The 14625-nt window shown below is 72.8% G+C and carries 14 protein-coding genes; 8 read left to right on the top strand and 6 right to left on the bottom strand.

The features are described 5' to 3' along the window. Positions 1-13: 13 nt before the first annotated feature. Genes cysD through HF995_RS01760 form a run of 3 tightly spaced genes read right to left on the bottom strand, consistent with a single transcriptional unit; the run spans position 14 to position 3494 of the window. Positions 14-967 (bottom strand): sulfate adenylyltransferase subunit CysD, encoded by a 954-nt coding sequence (gene cysD, locus HF995_RS01770; protein WP_168446098.1) that lies wholly within the window; start codon positions 965-967, stop codon positions 14-16. Further along, positions 964-1785 (bottom strand): phosphoadenylyl-sulfate reductase, encoded by an 822-nt coding sequence (locus HF995_RS01765; RefSeq protein WP_168446097.1) that lies wholly within the window; start codon positions 1783-1785, stop codon positions 964-966. Before HF995_RS01765 ends, cysD begins: the two co-directional genes overlap by 4 nt. Beyond that, positions 1782-3494 carry a nitrite/sulfite reductase gene (locus HF995_RS01760; protein ID WP_168446096.1) on the bottom strand — a complete coding sequence of 571 codons (1713 nt, stop codon included), beginning with the start codon at positions 3492-3494 and terminating at the stop codon, positions 1782-1784. The genes HF995_RS01765 and HF995_RS01760 overlap by 4 nt, the downstream gene beginning before the upstream one ends. 404 nt (positions 3495-3898) lie before the next feature. On the opposite strand from HF995_RS01760, the gene fdxA reads away from it, so the two are divergent. From fdxA to HF995_RS01745, 3 genes are all read left to right on the top strand, one after another. Further along, entirely contained in the window at positions 3899-4219 is a 321-nt protein-coding gene (gene fdxA, locus HF995_RS01755) for a ferredoxin (RefSeq protein WP_168446095.1), read from the top strand. A 3-nt stretch (positions 4220-4222) separates the two neighbouring features. Further along, on the top strand, positions 4223-5356 hold the full coding sequence (gene dapC, locus HF995_RS01750) for a succinyldiaminopimelate transaminase (protein ID WP_168446094.1): 1134 nt from the start codon (positions 4223-4225) through the stop codon (positions 5354-5356). Positions 5357-5594: 238 nt separating this feature from the next. Further along, entirely contained in the window at positions 5595-6893 is a 1299-nt protein-coding gene (locus HF995_RS01745) for a citrate synthase (RefSeq protein ID WP_168446093.1), read from the top strand. A 33-nt stretch (positions 6894-6926) separates the two neighbouring features. On the opposite strand, the gene HF995_RS01740 is transcribed toward HF995_RS01745, so the two are convergent. Both HF995_RS01740 and dapD read right to left on the bottom strand, forming a co-directional pair. After that, positions 6927-7907: a hypothetical protein gene (locus tag HF995_RS01740; RefSeq protein WP_210727055.1), complete on the bottom strand. Its 981-nt coding sequence runs from the start codon at positions 7905-7907 to the stop codon at positions 6927-6929. A 1-nt stretch (position 7908) separates the two neighbouring features. Next, positions 7909-8859: a 2,3,4,5-tetrahydropyridine-2,6-dicarboxylate N-succinyltransferase gene (gene dapD, locus HF995_RS01735; RefSeq protein ID WP_168446092.1), complete on the bottom strand. Its 951-nt coding sequence runs from the start codon at positions 8857-8859 to the stop codon at positions 7909-7911. 81 nt (positions 8860-8940) lie between these two features. Here dapD and dapE point away from each other — a divergent pair, with 81 nt between their 5' ends. The 5 genes from dapE (at position 8941) to HF995_RS01710 (ending at position 13952) form a co-directional block, all read left to right on the top strand. Beyond that, positions 8941-10128 (top strand): succinyl-diaminopimelate desuccinylase, encoded by a 1188-nt coding sequence (dapE, locus tag HF995_RS01730; RefSeq protein ID WP_168446091.1) that lies wholly within the window; start codon positions 8941-8943, stop codon positions 10126-10128. Between the two features lie 10 nt (positions 10129-10138). Beyond that, positions 10139-10984, top strand: coding sequence for an LOG family protein (locus HF995_RS01725; RefSeq protein ID WP_168446090.1), 846 nt, complete (start codon positions 10139-10141; stop codon positions 10982-10984). Beyond that, on the top strand, positions 10981-11952 hold the full coding sequence (folP, locus tag HF995_RS01720; RefSeq protein WP_434060830.1) for a dihydropteroate synthase: 972 nt from the start codon (positions 10981-10983) through the stop codon (positions 11950-11952). The genes HF995_RS01725 and folP overlap by 4 nt, the downstream gene beginning before the upstream one ends. A 204-nt stretch (positions 11953-12156) precedes the next feature. Next, a complete protein-coding gene (locus HF995_RS01715) occupies positions 12157-12324 on the top strand; it encodes a DUF3117 domain-containing protein (RefSeq protein ID WP_098457354.1) in 168 nt (55 codons plus the stop codon). 5 nt (positions 12325-12329) lie between these two features. After that, positions 12330-13952: a leucyl aminopeptidase family protein gene (locus tag HF995_RS01710; protein ID WP_210727054.1), complete on the top strand. Its 1623-nt coding sequence runs from the start codon at positions 12330-12332 to the stop codon at positions 13950-13952. A 27-nt stretch (positions 13953-13979) separates the two neighbouring features. Here HF995_RS01710 and HF995_RS01705 read toward each other — a convergent pair whose 3' ends face one another. Continuing rightward, the gene (locus tag HF995_RS01705) at positions 13980-14612 is read right to left on the bottom strand and encodes an O-methyltransferase (protein WP_168446943.1); all 633 of its coding nucleotides are present in this window, start codon (positions 14610-14612) and stop codon (positions 13980-13982) included. Between the last annotated feature and the right edge of the window lie 13 nt (positions 14613-14625).

Genomic DNA, 14625 nt, shown 5'->3' with positions numbered 1-14625 from the left:
GGGGAGGCGGCCATCAGAAGTAGCCCTCCTTCTTGCGGTCCTCCATGGCTGCCTCGGAGATCCGGTCGTCGGCACGGGTCGCGCCGCGCTCGGTGACGCGGGTCGCGGCGACCTCGGTGATGACGTCGGCGACGGTCGCGGCGCCGGACTCGACGGCGCCCGTGCAGGACATGTCTCCGACCGTGCGGTAGCGCACGGTCAGGGCGCGGACGGACGCCGCCTCGGCGTCGGTGCGCGGCTGCGAGTAGGGGCCGACGGCGAGCAGCATCCCGTCGCGGTCGAACACCTCGCGCTCGTGTGCGTAGTAGAGGCCGGGCAGCGCGATGCGCTCGCGCTCGACGTAACGCCACACGTCGAGCTCGGTCCAGTTGGACAGGGGGAAGGCGCGCACGTGCTCGCCCGGGCGGTGACGACCGTTGTAGAGGTTCCACAGCTCGGGGCGCTGGTTGCGCGGGTCCCACTGGCCGAACTCGTCGCGCAGCGACAGCACGCGCTCCTTGGCGCGCGCCTTCTCCTCGTCGCGGCGCCCGCCGCCGAACACGACGTCGAACCGGTTGTCGGAGATCGCGTCGAGCAGCGGGTGCGTCTGCAGCGGGTTGCGGGTGCCGTCGGCGCGCTCGCGGAGGCGGCCGTCGTCGAGGTAGTCCTGCACGGCGGCGACGACGAGCCGCAGGCCGAGACGCTCGACCTCGGCGTCGCGGTAGGCGAGCACCTCGGGGAAGTTGTGCCCGGTGTCGACGTGCACGACCGGGAACGGGACGGGCGCAGGCCAGAAGGCCTTCGTCGCGAGGTGCAGCATGACGACGGAGTCCTTGCCGCCGGAGAAGAGCAGCCCGGGGCGCTCGAACTCGGCGACTACCTCGCGGATGATGTGGATCGCCTCGGACTCGAGGAGGTCGAGGTGGCTAAGGCGCCGGGGCGCGGCGGTGGCCGCGGTCGGCGTGATGGTCGAGGCGGTCGACGTCATGTGTGGAGCCCGCATTCTGTCTTGTCGAGGCCGGCCCAGCGGCCGGAGCGAGGGTCGGCGCCGGGGGCCACCCGGCGGGTGCACGGCGCGCAGCCGATCGAGGGGTACCCGTCGTCGAGGAGCGGGTTGAGGAGCACGCCGTGGCGCGTGGCGTAGGCGAGCAGGTCGTCGAAGCTCCAGGCGGCGAGCGGGTTGATCTTCACGAGGCCGTTCTTGGTGTCCCACGCGACGAGCGGAGTGCCGGCGCGGGTGGGTGCCTCGTCGCGACGCACGCCGGTGACCCAGGCCTCGTACCCGCCGAGGACGCGGCTGAGCGGGTCGACCTTGCGCAGCTGGCAGCACAGGGCCGGGTCGCGCTCGTACAGCCGGGGGCCGTGCGTCGCGTCCTGCTCCGCGACGGTCTGCTCCGGGAGGACGTCGACGATCGTGACCGGCATCCGCAGCTCGGCGGCGTCGCGCGTGCCGGAGGTCTCGGGGAAGTGGTAGCCGGTCTCGAGGAACAGCACGTCGACCCACGGAGCGTACGTCGCGACGAGGTGGGGGAGCACCGTGTCGGCCATCGAGCACGCGACGGCGAGCAGGTCGCCGAACTGCTCGCCGGCCCAGGCGGCGACCTCGTCGGCCCCAGCCTCGGCGCCCGACGGCGCCGTCAGGAGGGCGAGACCGTCGGTGACGACCTGGCGCAGCTCGTCGTCCGTGCGACGCGCGCGCCCGGCCTCGGCGCGGGCGAGACGCTCGGCTGCGTGCTGCTCGCGTGCGGCCCGGTGGGCGAGCGCGCGCTCGCGGCCCGCGGCGAGCGGGCTCGTCGGGGCGGTCACGCGAGGTCCTCGTCGTCGACGCGCAGCGCCCACTCAGAGAACGTCTCGTCGCCGACGTGCTGCTCGTCGTAGCGGCGCACGACGCGCTCGACGTACGCCGCGACGTCGTCGGCTGCGACCTTGAGCCCGCGCACGGTCCGGCCGAGGCCCGCCTCGTCGCGCTCGTGCGCGCTCAGACCGCCGCCGAGGTGCACCTGGAAACCCGGCACCTGGACGCCGTCGTCGGTCGTGACGAGCTGTCCCTTGAGGCCGATGTCAGCGACCTGGGTGCGGGCGCACGCGTTGGGGCAGCCGTTGATGTTGAGCGCGATCGGGGTGCGGCCGCCGCGGTCGAGACCCTCGAGCTGTGTGACGACGTCGCGCGCGAGCGCCTTCGTCTCGACGATCGCGAGCTTGCAGTACTCGATGCCGGTGCAGGCGATCGTGCTGCGGCGGAACGGGCTCGGCTCGGCCTCGAGGCCGAGCTCGCGCAGGCCCGAGACGACCGCGGGGACCTCGTCCTTCGGGACGTCGAGCACGAGGAGCTTCTGGTGCGGGGTGAGGCGGACGCGGTGCGAGCCGTGGGCCTCGGCGAGGTCGGCGACCGCGACGAGCGTGGAGCCGGAGACGCGGCCGACGTAGGGGGCGGCACCGACGTAGAACCGGCCGTCCTTCTGCTCGTGCACCCCGACGTGGTCTCCGGAGCGGGGCGCGGGGGCGGGCGGGGGGCCGTCGGCGAGCGCGTACCCGAGGTACTCGGTCTCGAGGACCTCGCGGAAGCGGGCGGGACCCCACTCGGCGAGCAGGAACTTCAGGCGGGCCTTGTTGCGCAGCCGCCGGAAGCCGTAGTCGCGGAAGATCGACGTGACGCCGACCCACACGTCGGGGACCTGATCCTCGCGGACGAACGCGCCGAGGCGCTCGGCGAGGCGTGGCTGCGCGCTGAGGCCGCCGCCGACCCACAGGTCGAACCCCGGTCCGAGCTCGGGGTGCACGACCCCGACGAGGCCGAGGTCGTTGATCTCGTGCAGGACGTCGAGGCTCGGGTGGCCGGTGATCGCCGTCTTGTACTTGCGGGGCAGGTTGGAGAACGTCGGGTCGCCGACGTAGCGGCGCACGATCTCGGTGATCGCCCACGTGGGGTCGATGATCTCGTCGGCGGCGACTCCCGCGACAGGGCTGCCGAGGACGACGCGCGGGACGTCGCCGCACGCCTCGGTCGTCTGGAGGCCGACGGCCTCGAGGCGTCGCCAGATCTCGGGGACGTCCTCGACGCGGACCCAGTGCAGCTGGACGTTGTGGCGGTCGGTGATGTCCGCGGTGTCGCGACCGAAGGCGACGGAGATCTCGCCGATGACGCGGAGCTGCTCGGTCGTCAGGGCGCCGCCGTCGACGCGGACGCGCAGCATGAAGTACTCGTCCTCGAGCTCATGCGGCTCGAGCTGGGCGGTGCGTCCGCCGTCGATCCCGGGCTTGCGCTGGGTGTAGAGGCCCCACCAGCGGAAGCGGCCGTGGAGGTCCTCGCTCGGGATCGACGCGAAGCCTTCCTTGGCGTAGATCTCCTCGATGCGCGTGCGCACGTTGAGGCCGTCGTCGGCCTGCTTGAGGACCTCGTTCGCGTTGAGCGGCGCGGTGCCGTCGATCTTCCACTGGCCGTGGGGGCGGGCGCTGCGCGGTGGCCGTGCGGTGCCGGTCGGTGCTGCGGTTCTGGCGGGGGCCGGGCTGACCATCAAGTTCCTCGCGTCTCGGTGATGGCGTGGGCGTGCGCGTTCCGGTGCGGGGAGGAGTCTCCAGGCCGGTCGCGCACCTGGGCTCGTGCCGCCGGTGGGGCGGCCTCGTCAGGCGCGGGTCAACAACAGCGACACGTGCGCGGGCGGCCGGGCATGACGAGACGCGGGGTCGCCGTGGGGCGGGGGAGCGTCGTGTCGAGGCGGGCCATGGGGCCGAACGTAGGAGCCGTCTCACCCCTCGTCAACGCGGTCCGTATCGCGGGACGGGGTCGACTCTGGGGTGCTCACGGGGTACGCCGGGCGGCGGGAATCGCCCTGTGAGACGGACGTGCGACGCGGCACGAGGTGGCAGGTGACCGTCGTAGAGTGGCCCCAGACCCCTCGCTCATCTGGAAGGACCGACCGTGACCTATGTGATCGCCCAGCCTTGCGTGGACGTCAAGGACAAGGCGTGCGTCGAGGAGTGCCCCGTCGACTGCATCTACGAGGGCAACCGGTCGCTGTACATCCACCCGGACGAGTGCGTCGACTGCGGCGCGTGCGAGCCCGTCTGCCCCGTCGAGGCGATCTACTACGAGGACGACGTCCCTGCCGAGTGGTCGGACTACTACGACGCGAACGTCCACTTCTTCGACGACCTCGGCTCGCCGGGCGGCGCGGCCAAGCTCGGTCTGATCGACAAGGACCACCCGCTCGTCGCCGCGCTCCCGCCCCAGGGCGAGTGACGCGTGGGGCTCGGTAGCCTCGCGGGCATCGACTTCCCGTGGGACCTGCTCTCGCCGTACGGCGAGCGAGCACGCTCCCACCCCGACGGCGTCGTCGACCTGTCGATCGGCACGCCTGTCGACGCAACACCCGACGTCGTGCGACGTGCCCTCGCGGACGCGTCTGACGCGCACGGCTACCCCCAGACGTACGGCACCCCCGCCTTGCGCCAGGCGGTCGCCGACTGGTTCGCGCGGCGCCGTTCCGCGACCGTCGACCCGGACGGCGTGCTGCCGACCGTCGGCTCGAAGGAGCTCGTCGGGCTCCTGCCCGCGATGCTCGGTCTCGGCGCAGGTGACACGGTCGTGCTGCCGCGCGTCGCATACCCGACGTACGCGATCGGTGCGCGGCTCGCGGGCGCAGAGATGCTCGCGACGGACGACGTCGCCGACTGGGCCGACCGCCCGGACGTGAAGCTCGTGTGGGTCAACTCCCCGGGGAACCCGCACGGCGCTGTCGCGACCGTCGACGAGCTGCGCGCGGTCGTGGCTGCGGCGCGACGCGCGGGAGCGGTCGTCGTGAGCGACGAGTGCTACGCCGAGCTGCCCTGGGCCGAGGATCTCGTGCGCGACGGCGTGCCGAGCCTGCTCGACCCGCAGGTGTGCGACGGGGACCACACGGGCCTGCTCGTGACCTACTCGTTGTCGAAGCAGTCGAACATGGCGGGCTACCGTGCGGCGTTCGTCGCCGGTGACCCGGCGGTCGTGCGAGACCTGCTCGCCCTGCGCAAGCAGATCGGTCTCATCGTCCCGGCGCCCGTCCAGGCGGCGATGGCGGCGGCGCTCGCGGACGACGCGCACGTCGCCGAGCAGCGCGAGACCTATCGCCGGCGGCGGGAGATCCTTGTCCCTGCCTTGACCGACGCCGGGTTCGCCATTGACCTTTCCGAGGCCGGGCTGTACCTGTGGACGCGTCGTCCGGACAGGGCAGGCGACTGCTGGGGGCTCGTCGACTGGTTCGCGGAGCGGGGCGTGCTCGTCGCGCCAGGCGCGTTCTACGGCGAGGACGGGGCCCGTCACGTGCGGATAAGCCTCACGGCGAGCGACGAGAGGGTTCGCGCGGCGGCCGACCGCCTCCGGGGCTCGGTGGGCGCCTAGCACTCCCGCGCGGGCCATCCCTGGGCCTTCGGTCCTCTTTTGTGACGGGGATCACGGAAATCATAGGTCCCCGTGACCCTGTGCAGATGGCGGTCCGGGGTGAGGCGCGGCTAGCCTCGGGAGAGGACGGCCGACGTAGCCCGCCGCACCCGGTGCTGCACAGGGAGCTGCCGCGATGGCCACAGGCACAGCAGGGATGCTCGCAGGCACATGCCACGCAGCACCGAGGAAGGAAGCCATGACTGACACCGCATCGGACGCCGTGACCCTCGAGGTCGGCGGCGTCTCCCAGGAGCTGCCCGTCGTGCGCGCCACGGAGGGCAACGACGGGATCGTCGTCTCCTCGCTCCTGCGCACCACCGGCAAGGTCACGGTGGACCCAGGCTTCATGAACACCGCGTCGTGCGAGTCCCAGATCACCTACATCGACGGCGACGAGGGCATCCTGCGCTACCGCGGGTACCCGATCGAGCAGCTCGCCGAGCAGTCGACGTTCCTCGAGGTCGCCTACCTGCTCATCAACGGAGAGCTGCCGAGCCCGACCGAGCTCGACGCGTTCATCACCCGCGTCAACCGGCACACCCTCGTCCACGAGGACTTCCGCACCTTCATGGGGACGTTCCCCCGCAACGCGCACCCCATGGCCGTCATGGCGTCCGCGATCAACGCGCTGTCGACGTTCTACCCGGAGTCGCTCGACCCGTTCGACGACGACACGGTCGAGCTCGCGACCGTGCTCCTCCTCGCGAAGACCCGCACGATCACGTCCTACCTGCACCGCCGCGCCGTCGGCGAGCCGCTGCTCTACCCGGACTACTCGCGGGGCTACGTCGACGACTTCCTGCGCATGACCTTCGCCGTGCCGTACATGCAGTACGACACGGACCCGGTCGTCGTCGACGCGCTCGACAAGCTGCTCATCCTGCACGCCGACCACGAGCAGAACTGCTCGACGTCGACGGTGCGCATGGTCGGCTCGAGCCACGCGAATCTCTACGCGTCGGTCGGTGCTGGCATCAACGCGCTCTCCGGCCCGCTGCACGGCGGCGCCAACGAGGCCGTGCTGCGGATGCTCACCGAGATCCAGGCCTCGGGGGACGACGTCGACACGTTCATGACGCGCGTGAAGAACAAGGAGCAGGGCGTCCGGCTCATGGGCTTCGGCCACCGCGTCTACAAGAACTACGACCCGCGCGCCGCGATCGTGAAGAACAAGGCGCACGCCGTGCTCGAGGCGCTCGGCGTCGAGGACGAGATGCTCGACATGGCGCTGCGCCTCGAGGAGATCGCCCTCAACGACGAGTACTTCATCGAGCGCAAGCTCTACCCGAACGTCGACTTCTACACGGGCCTGATCTACAAGGCGATGGGCTTCTCGCCGAGCATGTTCACGCCGCTGTTCGCGCTCGGACGCATGCCCGGCTGGATCGCGCAGTGGCGCGAGATGATGAAGGACCCGCAGACCAAGATCGGTCGTCCGCGCCAGGTGTACACGGGCGCGACGTCCCGGGACTACGTGCCGGCCGCCGACCGCTGACGACACGCTCGACCGGGGCCATGCAGACCCAGGTCACCGCGCGACGGTGACCACCACGACGCCGTCGGGACCGCGCAACGCGGACTCGACGGCGTCCGTGTCCGTCCAGGCTCCTGACTCGCGTTGCCACGTCCGACCGTCGAGGCTGACGGACTCGACCTGCTGCTCGTCGGCGACGGCGACCGCCCAGCTCGCGAGCGCCGCCCGGACGCGGCTCGCGGCGCTGCCGTCGCCCGTGGCGAGACCGCCGGGAGCGAGGGACACGCTCCGTCGGGCGGCGTCCGTCGAGACCTCCGCGGACGGCAGGTCGCGGTCCGCGCGCGCGGCGAGCCGCGCGACGTCCCCACCGGGCAGCGCATCACGCAGCTCGCACGTGAGCGTCTCGGGGCTCTGGCCGGTGAGCGCGGACGCCCAGGCCCGGGCGCGCGTCTCGTGCTGCGCGTACGCGTCGGGGAAGCCCGAGCGCTGGACAGCCTGCGCCGCGACCGTGACCTCGAGGTCGGTGTACCCGTCGACCTTGACCAGCCCGTCGTAGAACTTCCCTGTCGAGTACACCGGGTCCATGATCTCCTCGACGGAGCCCCAGCCCTGGGACGGCCGCTGCTGGAACAGCCCGACGGAGTCCCGGTCCCCGTAGTCGATGTTGATCATCCGCGACTCCTGGAGGGCGGTCGCGATCGCGATCGTCACCGCCCGTGCGGGAAGGCCGCGCTCAGCCGCCATCGCGGCGAAGAGCGCGGCGTTCTGCGCCTGCTCGGGATCGAGCGACCACGGGGTGCCGTCGAGCTCCGCGTAGCAGCGGTGCGCGGCCTCCGGGACGGGCCGCATCTTGTCGAGCATGATCATCACGGCGCCGATCGCGCCCGCGAGCAGGCCCACGACGATGCCGACGACGACGAGCGCTCGCGCGACCCGACGGCGCGCGGTCGGCCGCCGCACCGTCCCGCGCGCGGCGGGCCGGCCCGCCGCAGGTCGGGGACGTACCGACGTGGCGCCCCCTGCGCGACCGGTCACGTCAGTTGGCGTGCAGGGCCGCGTTCAGGACGATGCCCGTGCCGGCCCGGTCGACCGCCTCGACCGCACCCGTGACCGAGTTGCGCCGCAGCAGCAGGTTGTCGCGGCCTGCGAGCTCGCGCGCCTTGACCGTGACGGGAGCGCCGTCGTCGTCCGTGCGGCCGACGAGCGTGACCTTCGTGCCCGCCGTGACGTACAGCCCGGCCTCGACGACGCAGTCGTTGCCGAGCGGGATGCCGATGCCCGCGTTCGCGCCGAGGAGCGAGCGCTCGCCGATCGTCACGACCTGCGTGCCGCCGCCGGACAGCGTGCCCATGATCGACGCACCGCCGCCGATGTCCGAGCCGTCGCCAACGGTGACGCCCGCCGAGATGCGGCCCTCGACCATCGAGTGGCCGAGCGTGCCCGCGTTGAAGTTGACGAAGCCCTCGTGCATGACGGTCGTGCCGTCGGCGAGGTGCGCGCCGAGCCGCACACGGTCGGCGTCGGCGATGCGCACGCCGGTCGGCAGGACGTAGTCGACCATGCGGGGGAACTTGTCGACGCCGTAGACGACGACCGGACCGCGCGCGGACAGGCGCAGGCGGGTCGTCTCGAAGTCGACGGTCGAGCAGGGGCCGTGGTTGGTCCACACGACGTTCGCGAGGTGGCCGAAGATCCCGGTCAGGTCGAGGCCGTGGGGACGGACGAGGCGGTGCGACAGCAGGTGCAGGCGCAGGTAGACGTCGCTCGCGTCGGCAGGCGCGGCGTCGAGGTCGATCTCGGTCGTCACGAGCACGCGACGCACGCCGCGCGCGTCGTCCGTCGCCTCGAGCGCACGCAGCTCTGCTGCGAGCGCGTCCTCCTCGGCAGGGGCCGACCCGAGTCGGGGCTGCGGGTACCACGTGTCGAGGACGGTTCCGTCAGAGTGGATCGAGGCAAGTCCGAGGCCCCAGGCTGCGCGCGAAGTCATGCAGGAGAGCCTATGGTGCGGGCCCCGCCCGTGGGCGAGACGTCTCGCACGACGAACGCCGCGCTCGTCTAGGGTCGGGACGTGACCCACGACACCACGCCGCCCGGCACCGCCGCACCCGACCCTTACGCCGTCCCCGCACCTCTCGACCTGCGCGCCGACGTCGTCGACCTGACGGCCGCGGTGTGCGACGTCGCGTCCGTGAGCGGCGACGAGACCCGGCTCGCCGATGCCGTCGAGGCCGCGCTGCGCGGCCTCGACCACCTCGAGGTGCTGCGCGACGGCGACGCCGTCGTCGCCCGGACGAACCTCGGCCTGCCGCGCCGCGTCGTCGTCGCAGGGCATCTCGACACGGTGCCGGTCGCCGACCGCCCGGGCCAGCCCGGCGTCGCCAACGTGCCGACGTGGCGGACAGGCGAGGGCGACGACGAGGTCCTGTGGGGTCGCGGCACGGTCGACATGAAGGGCGGTGTCGGGGTCGCGCTCGCGCTCGCCGCGCGCGTCGGAGGGGACCTGCCCGCGGCCGCCGACGTCACGTGGGTGTTCTACGACCACGAGGAGGTCGCCGCGAACCTCAACGGGCTCGGACGGCTCGTCCGGGAGCACCCCGGGTGGCTCGCGGGAGACTTCGCGATCCTCGGCGAGCCGACGGCCGCCGGGATCGAGGGCGGCTGCAACGGCACGTTGCGCGTCGACGTGCGTGTCCCCGGTGTGACCGCACACTCTGCGCGCGCCTGGATGGGGCGCAACGCGATCCACGACACCGCGCCGGTCCTCGCGCGCCTGGCCGGGTACGAGCCCCGCACGGTCGACGTCGACGGGCTCGAGTACCGCGAGGGCCTCAACGCTGTCGGCATCCGGGGTGGCATCGCCGGGAACGTCGTCCCGGACGAGTGCATCGTCACGGTCAACTACCGGTTCGCGCCAGACCTGACGCTCGCGCAGGCCGAGGCGCACGTCCGCGAGGTCTTCGACGGGTACGAGGTGACGGTGACCGACGCCGCCGGGGGAGCGCGGCCGGGGCTCACGCACCCGCTCGCAGCCCAGTTCGTCGAGTCCGTCCTCGGGCGCGCCGGCGGCGTCCCGACCGCGAAGCTCGGCTGGACCGACGTCGCCCGCTTCGCCGAGCTGGGCGTCCCTGCGGTCAACTTCGGCCCTGGTGACCCGCTGCTCGCCCACAAGGACGACGAACGGTGCCCGGTCACCCAGATCCGTACGTGCTACGACGCGCTCCTCTCCTGGCTCACGCAGGCCACCTCCGCGTCCTAGGGTGAGGACCATGAGCGACGACGGAGTTTTCGAACCGGGCAAGGGCTACCGCAAGGGGCCTGTCCTGCTGCGCGGCGACCAGATCCCCGCCCAGACGACCGACCAGCGGCTGCTCGCGAAGGGCGGCGGCGCCGACTGGGTGCACGGCGACCCGTGGCGCGTCATGCGGATCCAGAGCGAGTTCGTCGAGGGTTTCGGCGCGCTCGCCGAGCTCGGCCCTGCGATGAGCATCTTCGGGTCCGCACGCACGCAGCCGGGCCACCCGGACTACGAGCTCGCGGTCGACGTCGCGCGCGGGCTCGTCGAGGCCGGCTACGCCGTCATCACCGGCGGCGGCCCGGGCATCATGGAGGCCGGCAACAAGGGCGCCAAGGAGGCGGGCGGCGTGTCCGTCGGCCTCGGCATCGAGCTGCCGTTCGAGCAGGGCATGAACCCGTTCGTCGACCTCGGTGTGAACTTCCGGTACTTCTTCGCCCGCAAGACGATGTTCGTCAAGTACGCGTCAGGTTTCGTCGTGCTCCCGGGCGGTTTTGGCACCCTCGACGAGCTGTTCGAGGCGCTCACGCTCGTCCAGACGCACAAGGTGACGGGCTTCTCGATCGTCCTCGTCGACTCGTCGTACTGGGGGCCGATGATCGAGTGGCTGCGCGGCCCGGTCCTCGAGCGCGGGATGATCCGCGAGGCGGACATCGACCTGCTCAAGGTCGTCGACACGGCTGAGGAAGCGGTGCGGACGGTCGTCGACCGCGACACGCAGCTGCGCGACGAGGAGCGCCGGGCCGCCGAGGCCTACGCCGCTGACGTGGCGGCCGCGCAGGCGGCCTCCGCCGCCGAGCGCGGGACCGCTCCCGCGTGAACGAACCCGCCGTGGCGACGACGTGGGAGGCGCTCACGTCGTCGTTCGCCCCCGTCCCGCCGCGTGCGCCGGACCTCGTGCTGCGCGGACGTTCCGTCGGCGCTGCGGGCGGCGCGGTCATGGCGATCGTCAACCGCACGACGGACTCGTTCTACGCGCCCGCGCGCTACGCGGACGACGAGGCCGCGATGGATGCCGTCGCCCGCGCCGTCGCCGACGGGGCCGAGATCGTCGACGTCGGAGGCGTCCGGGCCGGCATGGGCCCCGAGGTCGGCACGGCCGAGGAGATCGCGAGGGTCGCGCCGTTCGTCGCACGCGTGCGCGCCGAGCACCCCGACGTGATCGTCTCGGTCGACACGTGGCGCGCCGAGGTCGCCCGGGAGGTCGCCGCCGCAGGCGCCGACCTCATCAACGACACGTGGGCCGGTGCGGACCCGCACCTCGTCGAGGTCGCGGGGGAGCACGGGCTCGGCGTCGTCTGCTCGCACACGGGCGGGGCAGCGCCCCGCACGGACCCCGTCGACGTGCGCTTCAGCCTCCCGCCTGACGCTCCCGCGGACGCGGACCCGCTCGACGCGGTCGTCGCCGACGTCGTGGCGACGCTGAGCGCGGGCGCTCGCCGGGCGATCGCGTGCGGGGTCCCGGAACGCTCGGTCCTCGTCGACCCGACGCACGACTTCGGCAAGCGCACGGTCGACTCGCTCCAGCTCGTCCGGCGCACCGCGGCGCTCGTCGCGCTCGGGTACCCGGTCCTCATGGCGCTGTCCCGCAAGGACTTCGTCGGCGAGACCCTCGACCTCCCGGTCGACGAGCGGCTCGAGGGCACGCTGGCCGCGACGGCCCTCGCAGCGTGGCAGGGCGCGCGGGTCTTCCGTACGCACGACGTGCGCGCGACGCGCCGGGTGCTCGACATGGTCGCTGCTGTGCGCGGGGAGCTGCCGCCGCGCGCGCCGGTCCGCGGCCTGTGACGGTCTGAGCGCAGGTCGCGGCACGTGCGGCGAGGTCGTCCCAGGTGGGACGGCTGCGCCCCCGGGGCCTGCGATGACCTAGAATGTCCGTCGACACCCGTTGCGTGCGGGGCTGATCGCGCCTCGCTGCTGGGCAGCGCGGCGTACGGCTGCCTGGCGGTCCACGATCGACGTGACGGCACGACTGAGGAGAGGATGCCACCGATGGCTGCGATGAAGCCGAGGACCGGGGACGGACCGCTCGAGGTGACGAAGGAAGGGCGCGGCATCATCATGCGCGTCCCGCTCGAGGGTGGTGGTCGGCTCGTGGTCGAGCTCACCGCGCAGGAGGCGTCCGACCTGGGCGCTGCGCTGAACGGCGTCGTGGGCTGACTCAGTTGGCTCGCACCGGCACGGCGTCGGCCTCGCTCAGGTCGTCGCACCAGGACGCGGCGAGCGCGTGGCGCACCGAGCGTGCGCTCCCTGAGGTCGTCGTGGCCTCGGGTCGTCTCGCCGACTGCACTTTCCTGAACGCTGACGAGGTCGAGGTCGTCGTCCTCCCTGTGGCCCCCGGGCCCGAGGAGGAGGACGGCCTCGAGCCGCGTCACGGCACGATCGACGCGGGAGTCAGGTACGGGATCGACCTGGCCGAGCTCGCAGAGCGCGCCGACTTCGACGGACGGGCCGGCCAGGCCCACGTCATCGACCTTCCCCGCCCGCAGCGGGCGGGAACCGCGCTCCCGTGGGCCGGGCTGCCCGAGCGTGTCGTCCTTCTCGGGCTCGGGCGGGGCAGCGTCGGCGACATGCGCAAGGCCGGCGCAGCGCTCGCGCGCCGCACCCGCGGCCGCGGCCGCGTCCTGACCACCGCGACGGGCACGGACACGCCCGCACACCAGCGTGCGTTCGTCGAGGGGTACCTCCTCGGCGCGTACCGCTCGCCCACACAGGCGACCGGTGAACCCGCACCCGCGCCCGCCGAGCAGCTCGTGCTGCTCGGCAGCCACGACGAGGCCGCGGTCGAGGCCGCAGTCCTGGCGGCCCGCGGCACGTGGCTCGCGCGGGACCTCACCAACGCCCCGGCGAACATCGCGAACCCCGCGTGGATCGCCGACGTCGCCGCACGCCTCGGTGCCGAGGAAGGCCTCGAGATCGAGGTCCGTGACGTCGCCGCGCTGCGCCGCGACGGCTTCGGCGGCATCCTCGCCGTCGGCTCGGGTTCTGCGAGCGAGCCGCGACTCGTGACCGTGAGCTACCGCCCGGTCGACGACGCAGGGGCGGTCGTCGCGGGCGCCCGGCACGTCGTGCTCGTGGGCAAGGGCATCACTTACGACACGGGCGGCATCGACGTGAAGCCGCGCACCTCGATGGTGACGATGAAGACCGACATGGCGGGCGCCGCCGTCGTGCTCGCGACCGTGCTCGGCGCGGCTCGCAGCCGCAGCCCGCACCGCGTCACCGCGGTCCTGCCGCTCGCCGAGAACCACTTCGACGGAGCCTCGTACCGCCCCGCCGACGTCCTGCGGCTCTACGACGGCACGACCGTCGAGGTCGGCAACACGGACGCAGAGGGACGACTCGTCCTTGCGGACGCGCTCGCGTACGCGGGCACGAGCCTCGCCCCCGACGTGGTCGTCGACGTCGCGACCCTCACGGGCGCGGCGGTCCAGGGCCTCGGCCCGCACCACGCGGCGCTGTACGCGTCTGACGACGCCCTCGCCGCGACGCTCGAGGCCTCCGCCGGACGCACGGGGGAGCGCGTCTGGCGCATGCCCCTCGTCGCGGACTACGAGTCCGCCGTGACGTCGTCGGCGGTCGCCGACCTGCGCAACGTGCCCGTCGAGTCCGTCGGCGGCGGCTCGATCGTCGCCGCTCTGTTCCTCCAGCACTTCGCGGGGGAGCAGCCGTGGGCGCACCTCGACATCGCGGGGCCGTCGATCGCCGAGAAGGACAAGCACGAGATCCCGGCGGGTGCGACAGGCTTCGGCGTGAGGCTCCTGCTCGACGCTCTCGACCAGCTCTGACCTGAGGAGCGACGCCCTGGCGTCGCGTCAGCGCCGGACGGCGAGGAGCAGCCCGCTGCCCGAGGGGATGAGGGCGGGGACGACGCGCTCGTCCTCCCGCAGCCGGCGACCCACCTCGCGGACGGTCGTCGTGAGCTCGTCCCGTCGGGCCGGGTCCGCGACCCGGTCGCGTGCGAGGGCGTCGTCGACGACGAGGACGCCACCCGGGCGCAGCAGCCGCAGGCCCTGCTCGACGTACTCGGGGTAGCTCGCCTTGTCGGCGCCGACGAGCACGAGGTCGTACGCGGCGTCCGCGAGGCGCGGCAGGACGTCGAGCGCTCGGCCCGTGATCGCACGGACGCGCGTCGGCCTGATGCCGTCCTCCGCGAACGCGGCCTTGGCGGCGCGCTGGTGCTCCGCCTCGATGTCGATCGTGGTGAGGACGCCGTCGGGTGCCATGCCGCGCAGGATCCACAGGGACGCGACGCCGGTGCCCGTGCCGACCTCGACGGCCGTGCGCGCCTGCACCGACGCGGCGAGGAGCTGCAGCACGGCGCCTGCTCCCGGGGCGACGGCCGCGCAGCCGTACTGCGCGGCGCGCTCGCGCGCGCGCAGCAGGACCTCGTCCTCGGGGCGGAAGTCCTCGCAGTAGTCCCAGCTGAGGGTCTTGTCGCTGGAGATGATGGCCTCCGGG

The sequence above is a fragment of the Sanguibacter hominis ATCC BAA-789 genome, from assembly GCF_012396185.1.
Lineage (GTDB): Bacteria > Actinomycetota > Actinomycetes > Actinomycetales > Cellulomonadaceae > Flavimobilis > Flavimobilis hominis.
This window is presented reverse-complemented; position numbering and strand designations above follow the sequence as displayed.

What these genes read in the sequence shown, in the direction of transcription:
- HF995_RS01745 (WP_168446093.1), top strand. Translation starts at nt 5,595, where the DNA reads ATGACTGACACCGCATCGGACGCCGTGACCCTCGAGGTCGGCGGCGTC.
- HF995_RS01760 (WP_168446096.1), bottom strand. Translation starts at nt 3,494, where the DNA reads ATGGTCAGCCCGGCCCCCGCCAGAACCGCAGCACCGACCGGCACCGCA.
- HF995_RS01725 (WP_168446090.1), top strand. Translation starts at nt 10,139, where the DNA reads ATGAGCGACGACGGAGTTTTCGAACCGGGCAAGGGCTACCGCAAGGGG.
- HF995_RS01715 (WP_098457354.1), top strand. Translation starts at nt 12,157, where the DNA reads ATGGCTGCGATGAAGCCGAGGACCGGGGACGGACCGCTCGAGGTGACG.
- cysD (WP_168446098.1), bottom strand. Translation starts at nt 967, where the DNA reads ATGACGTCGACCGCCTCGACCATCACGCCGACCGCGGCCACCGCCGCG.
- dapD (WP_168446092.1), bottom strand. Translation starts at nt 8,859, where the DNA reads ATGACTTCGCGCGCAGCCTGGGGCCTCGGACTTGCCTCGATCCACTCT.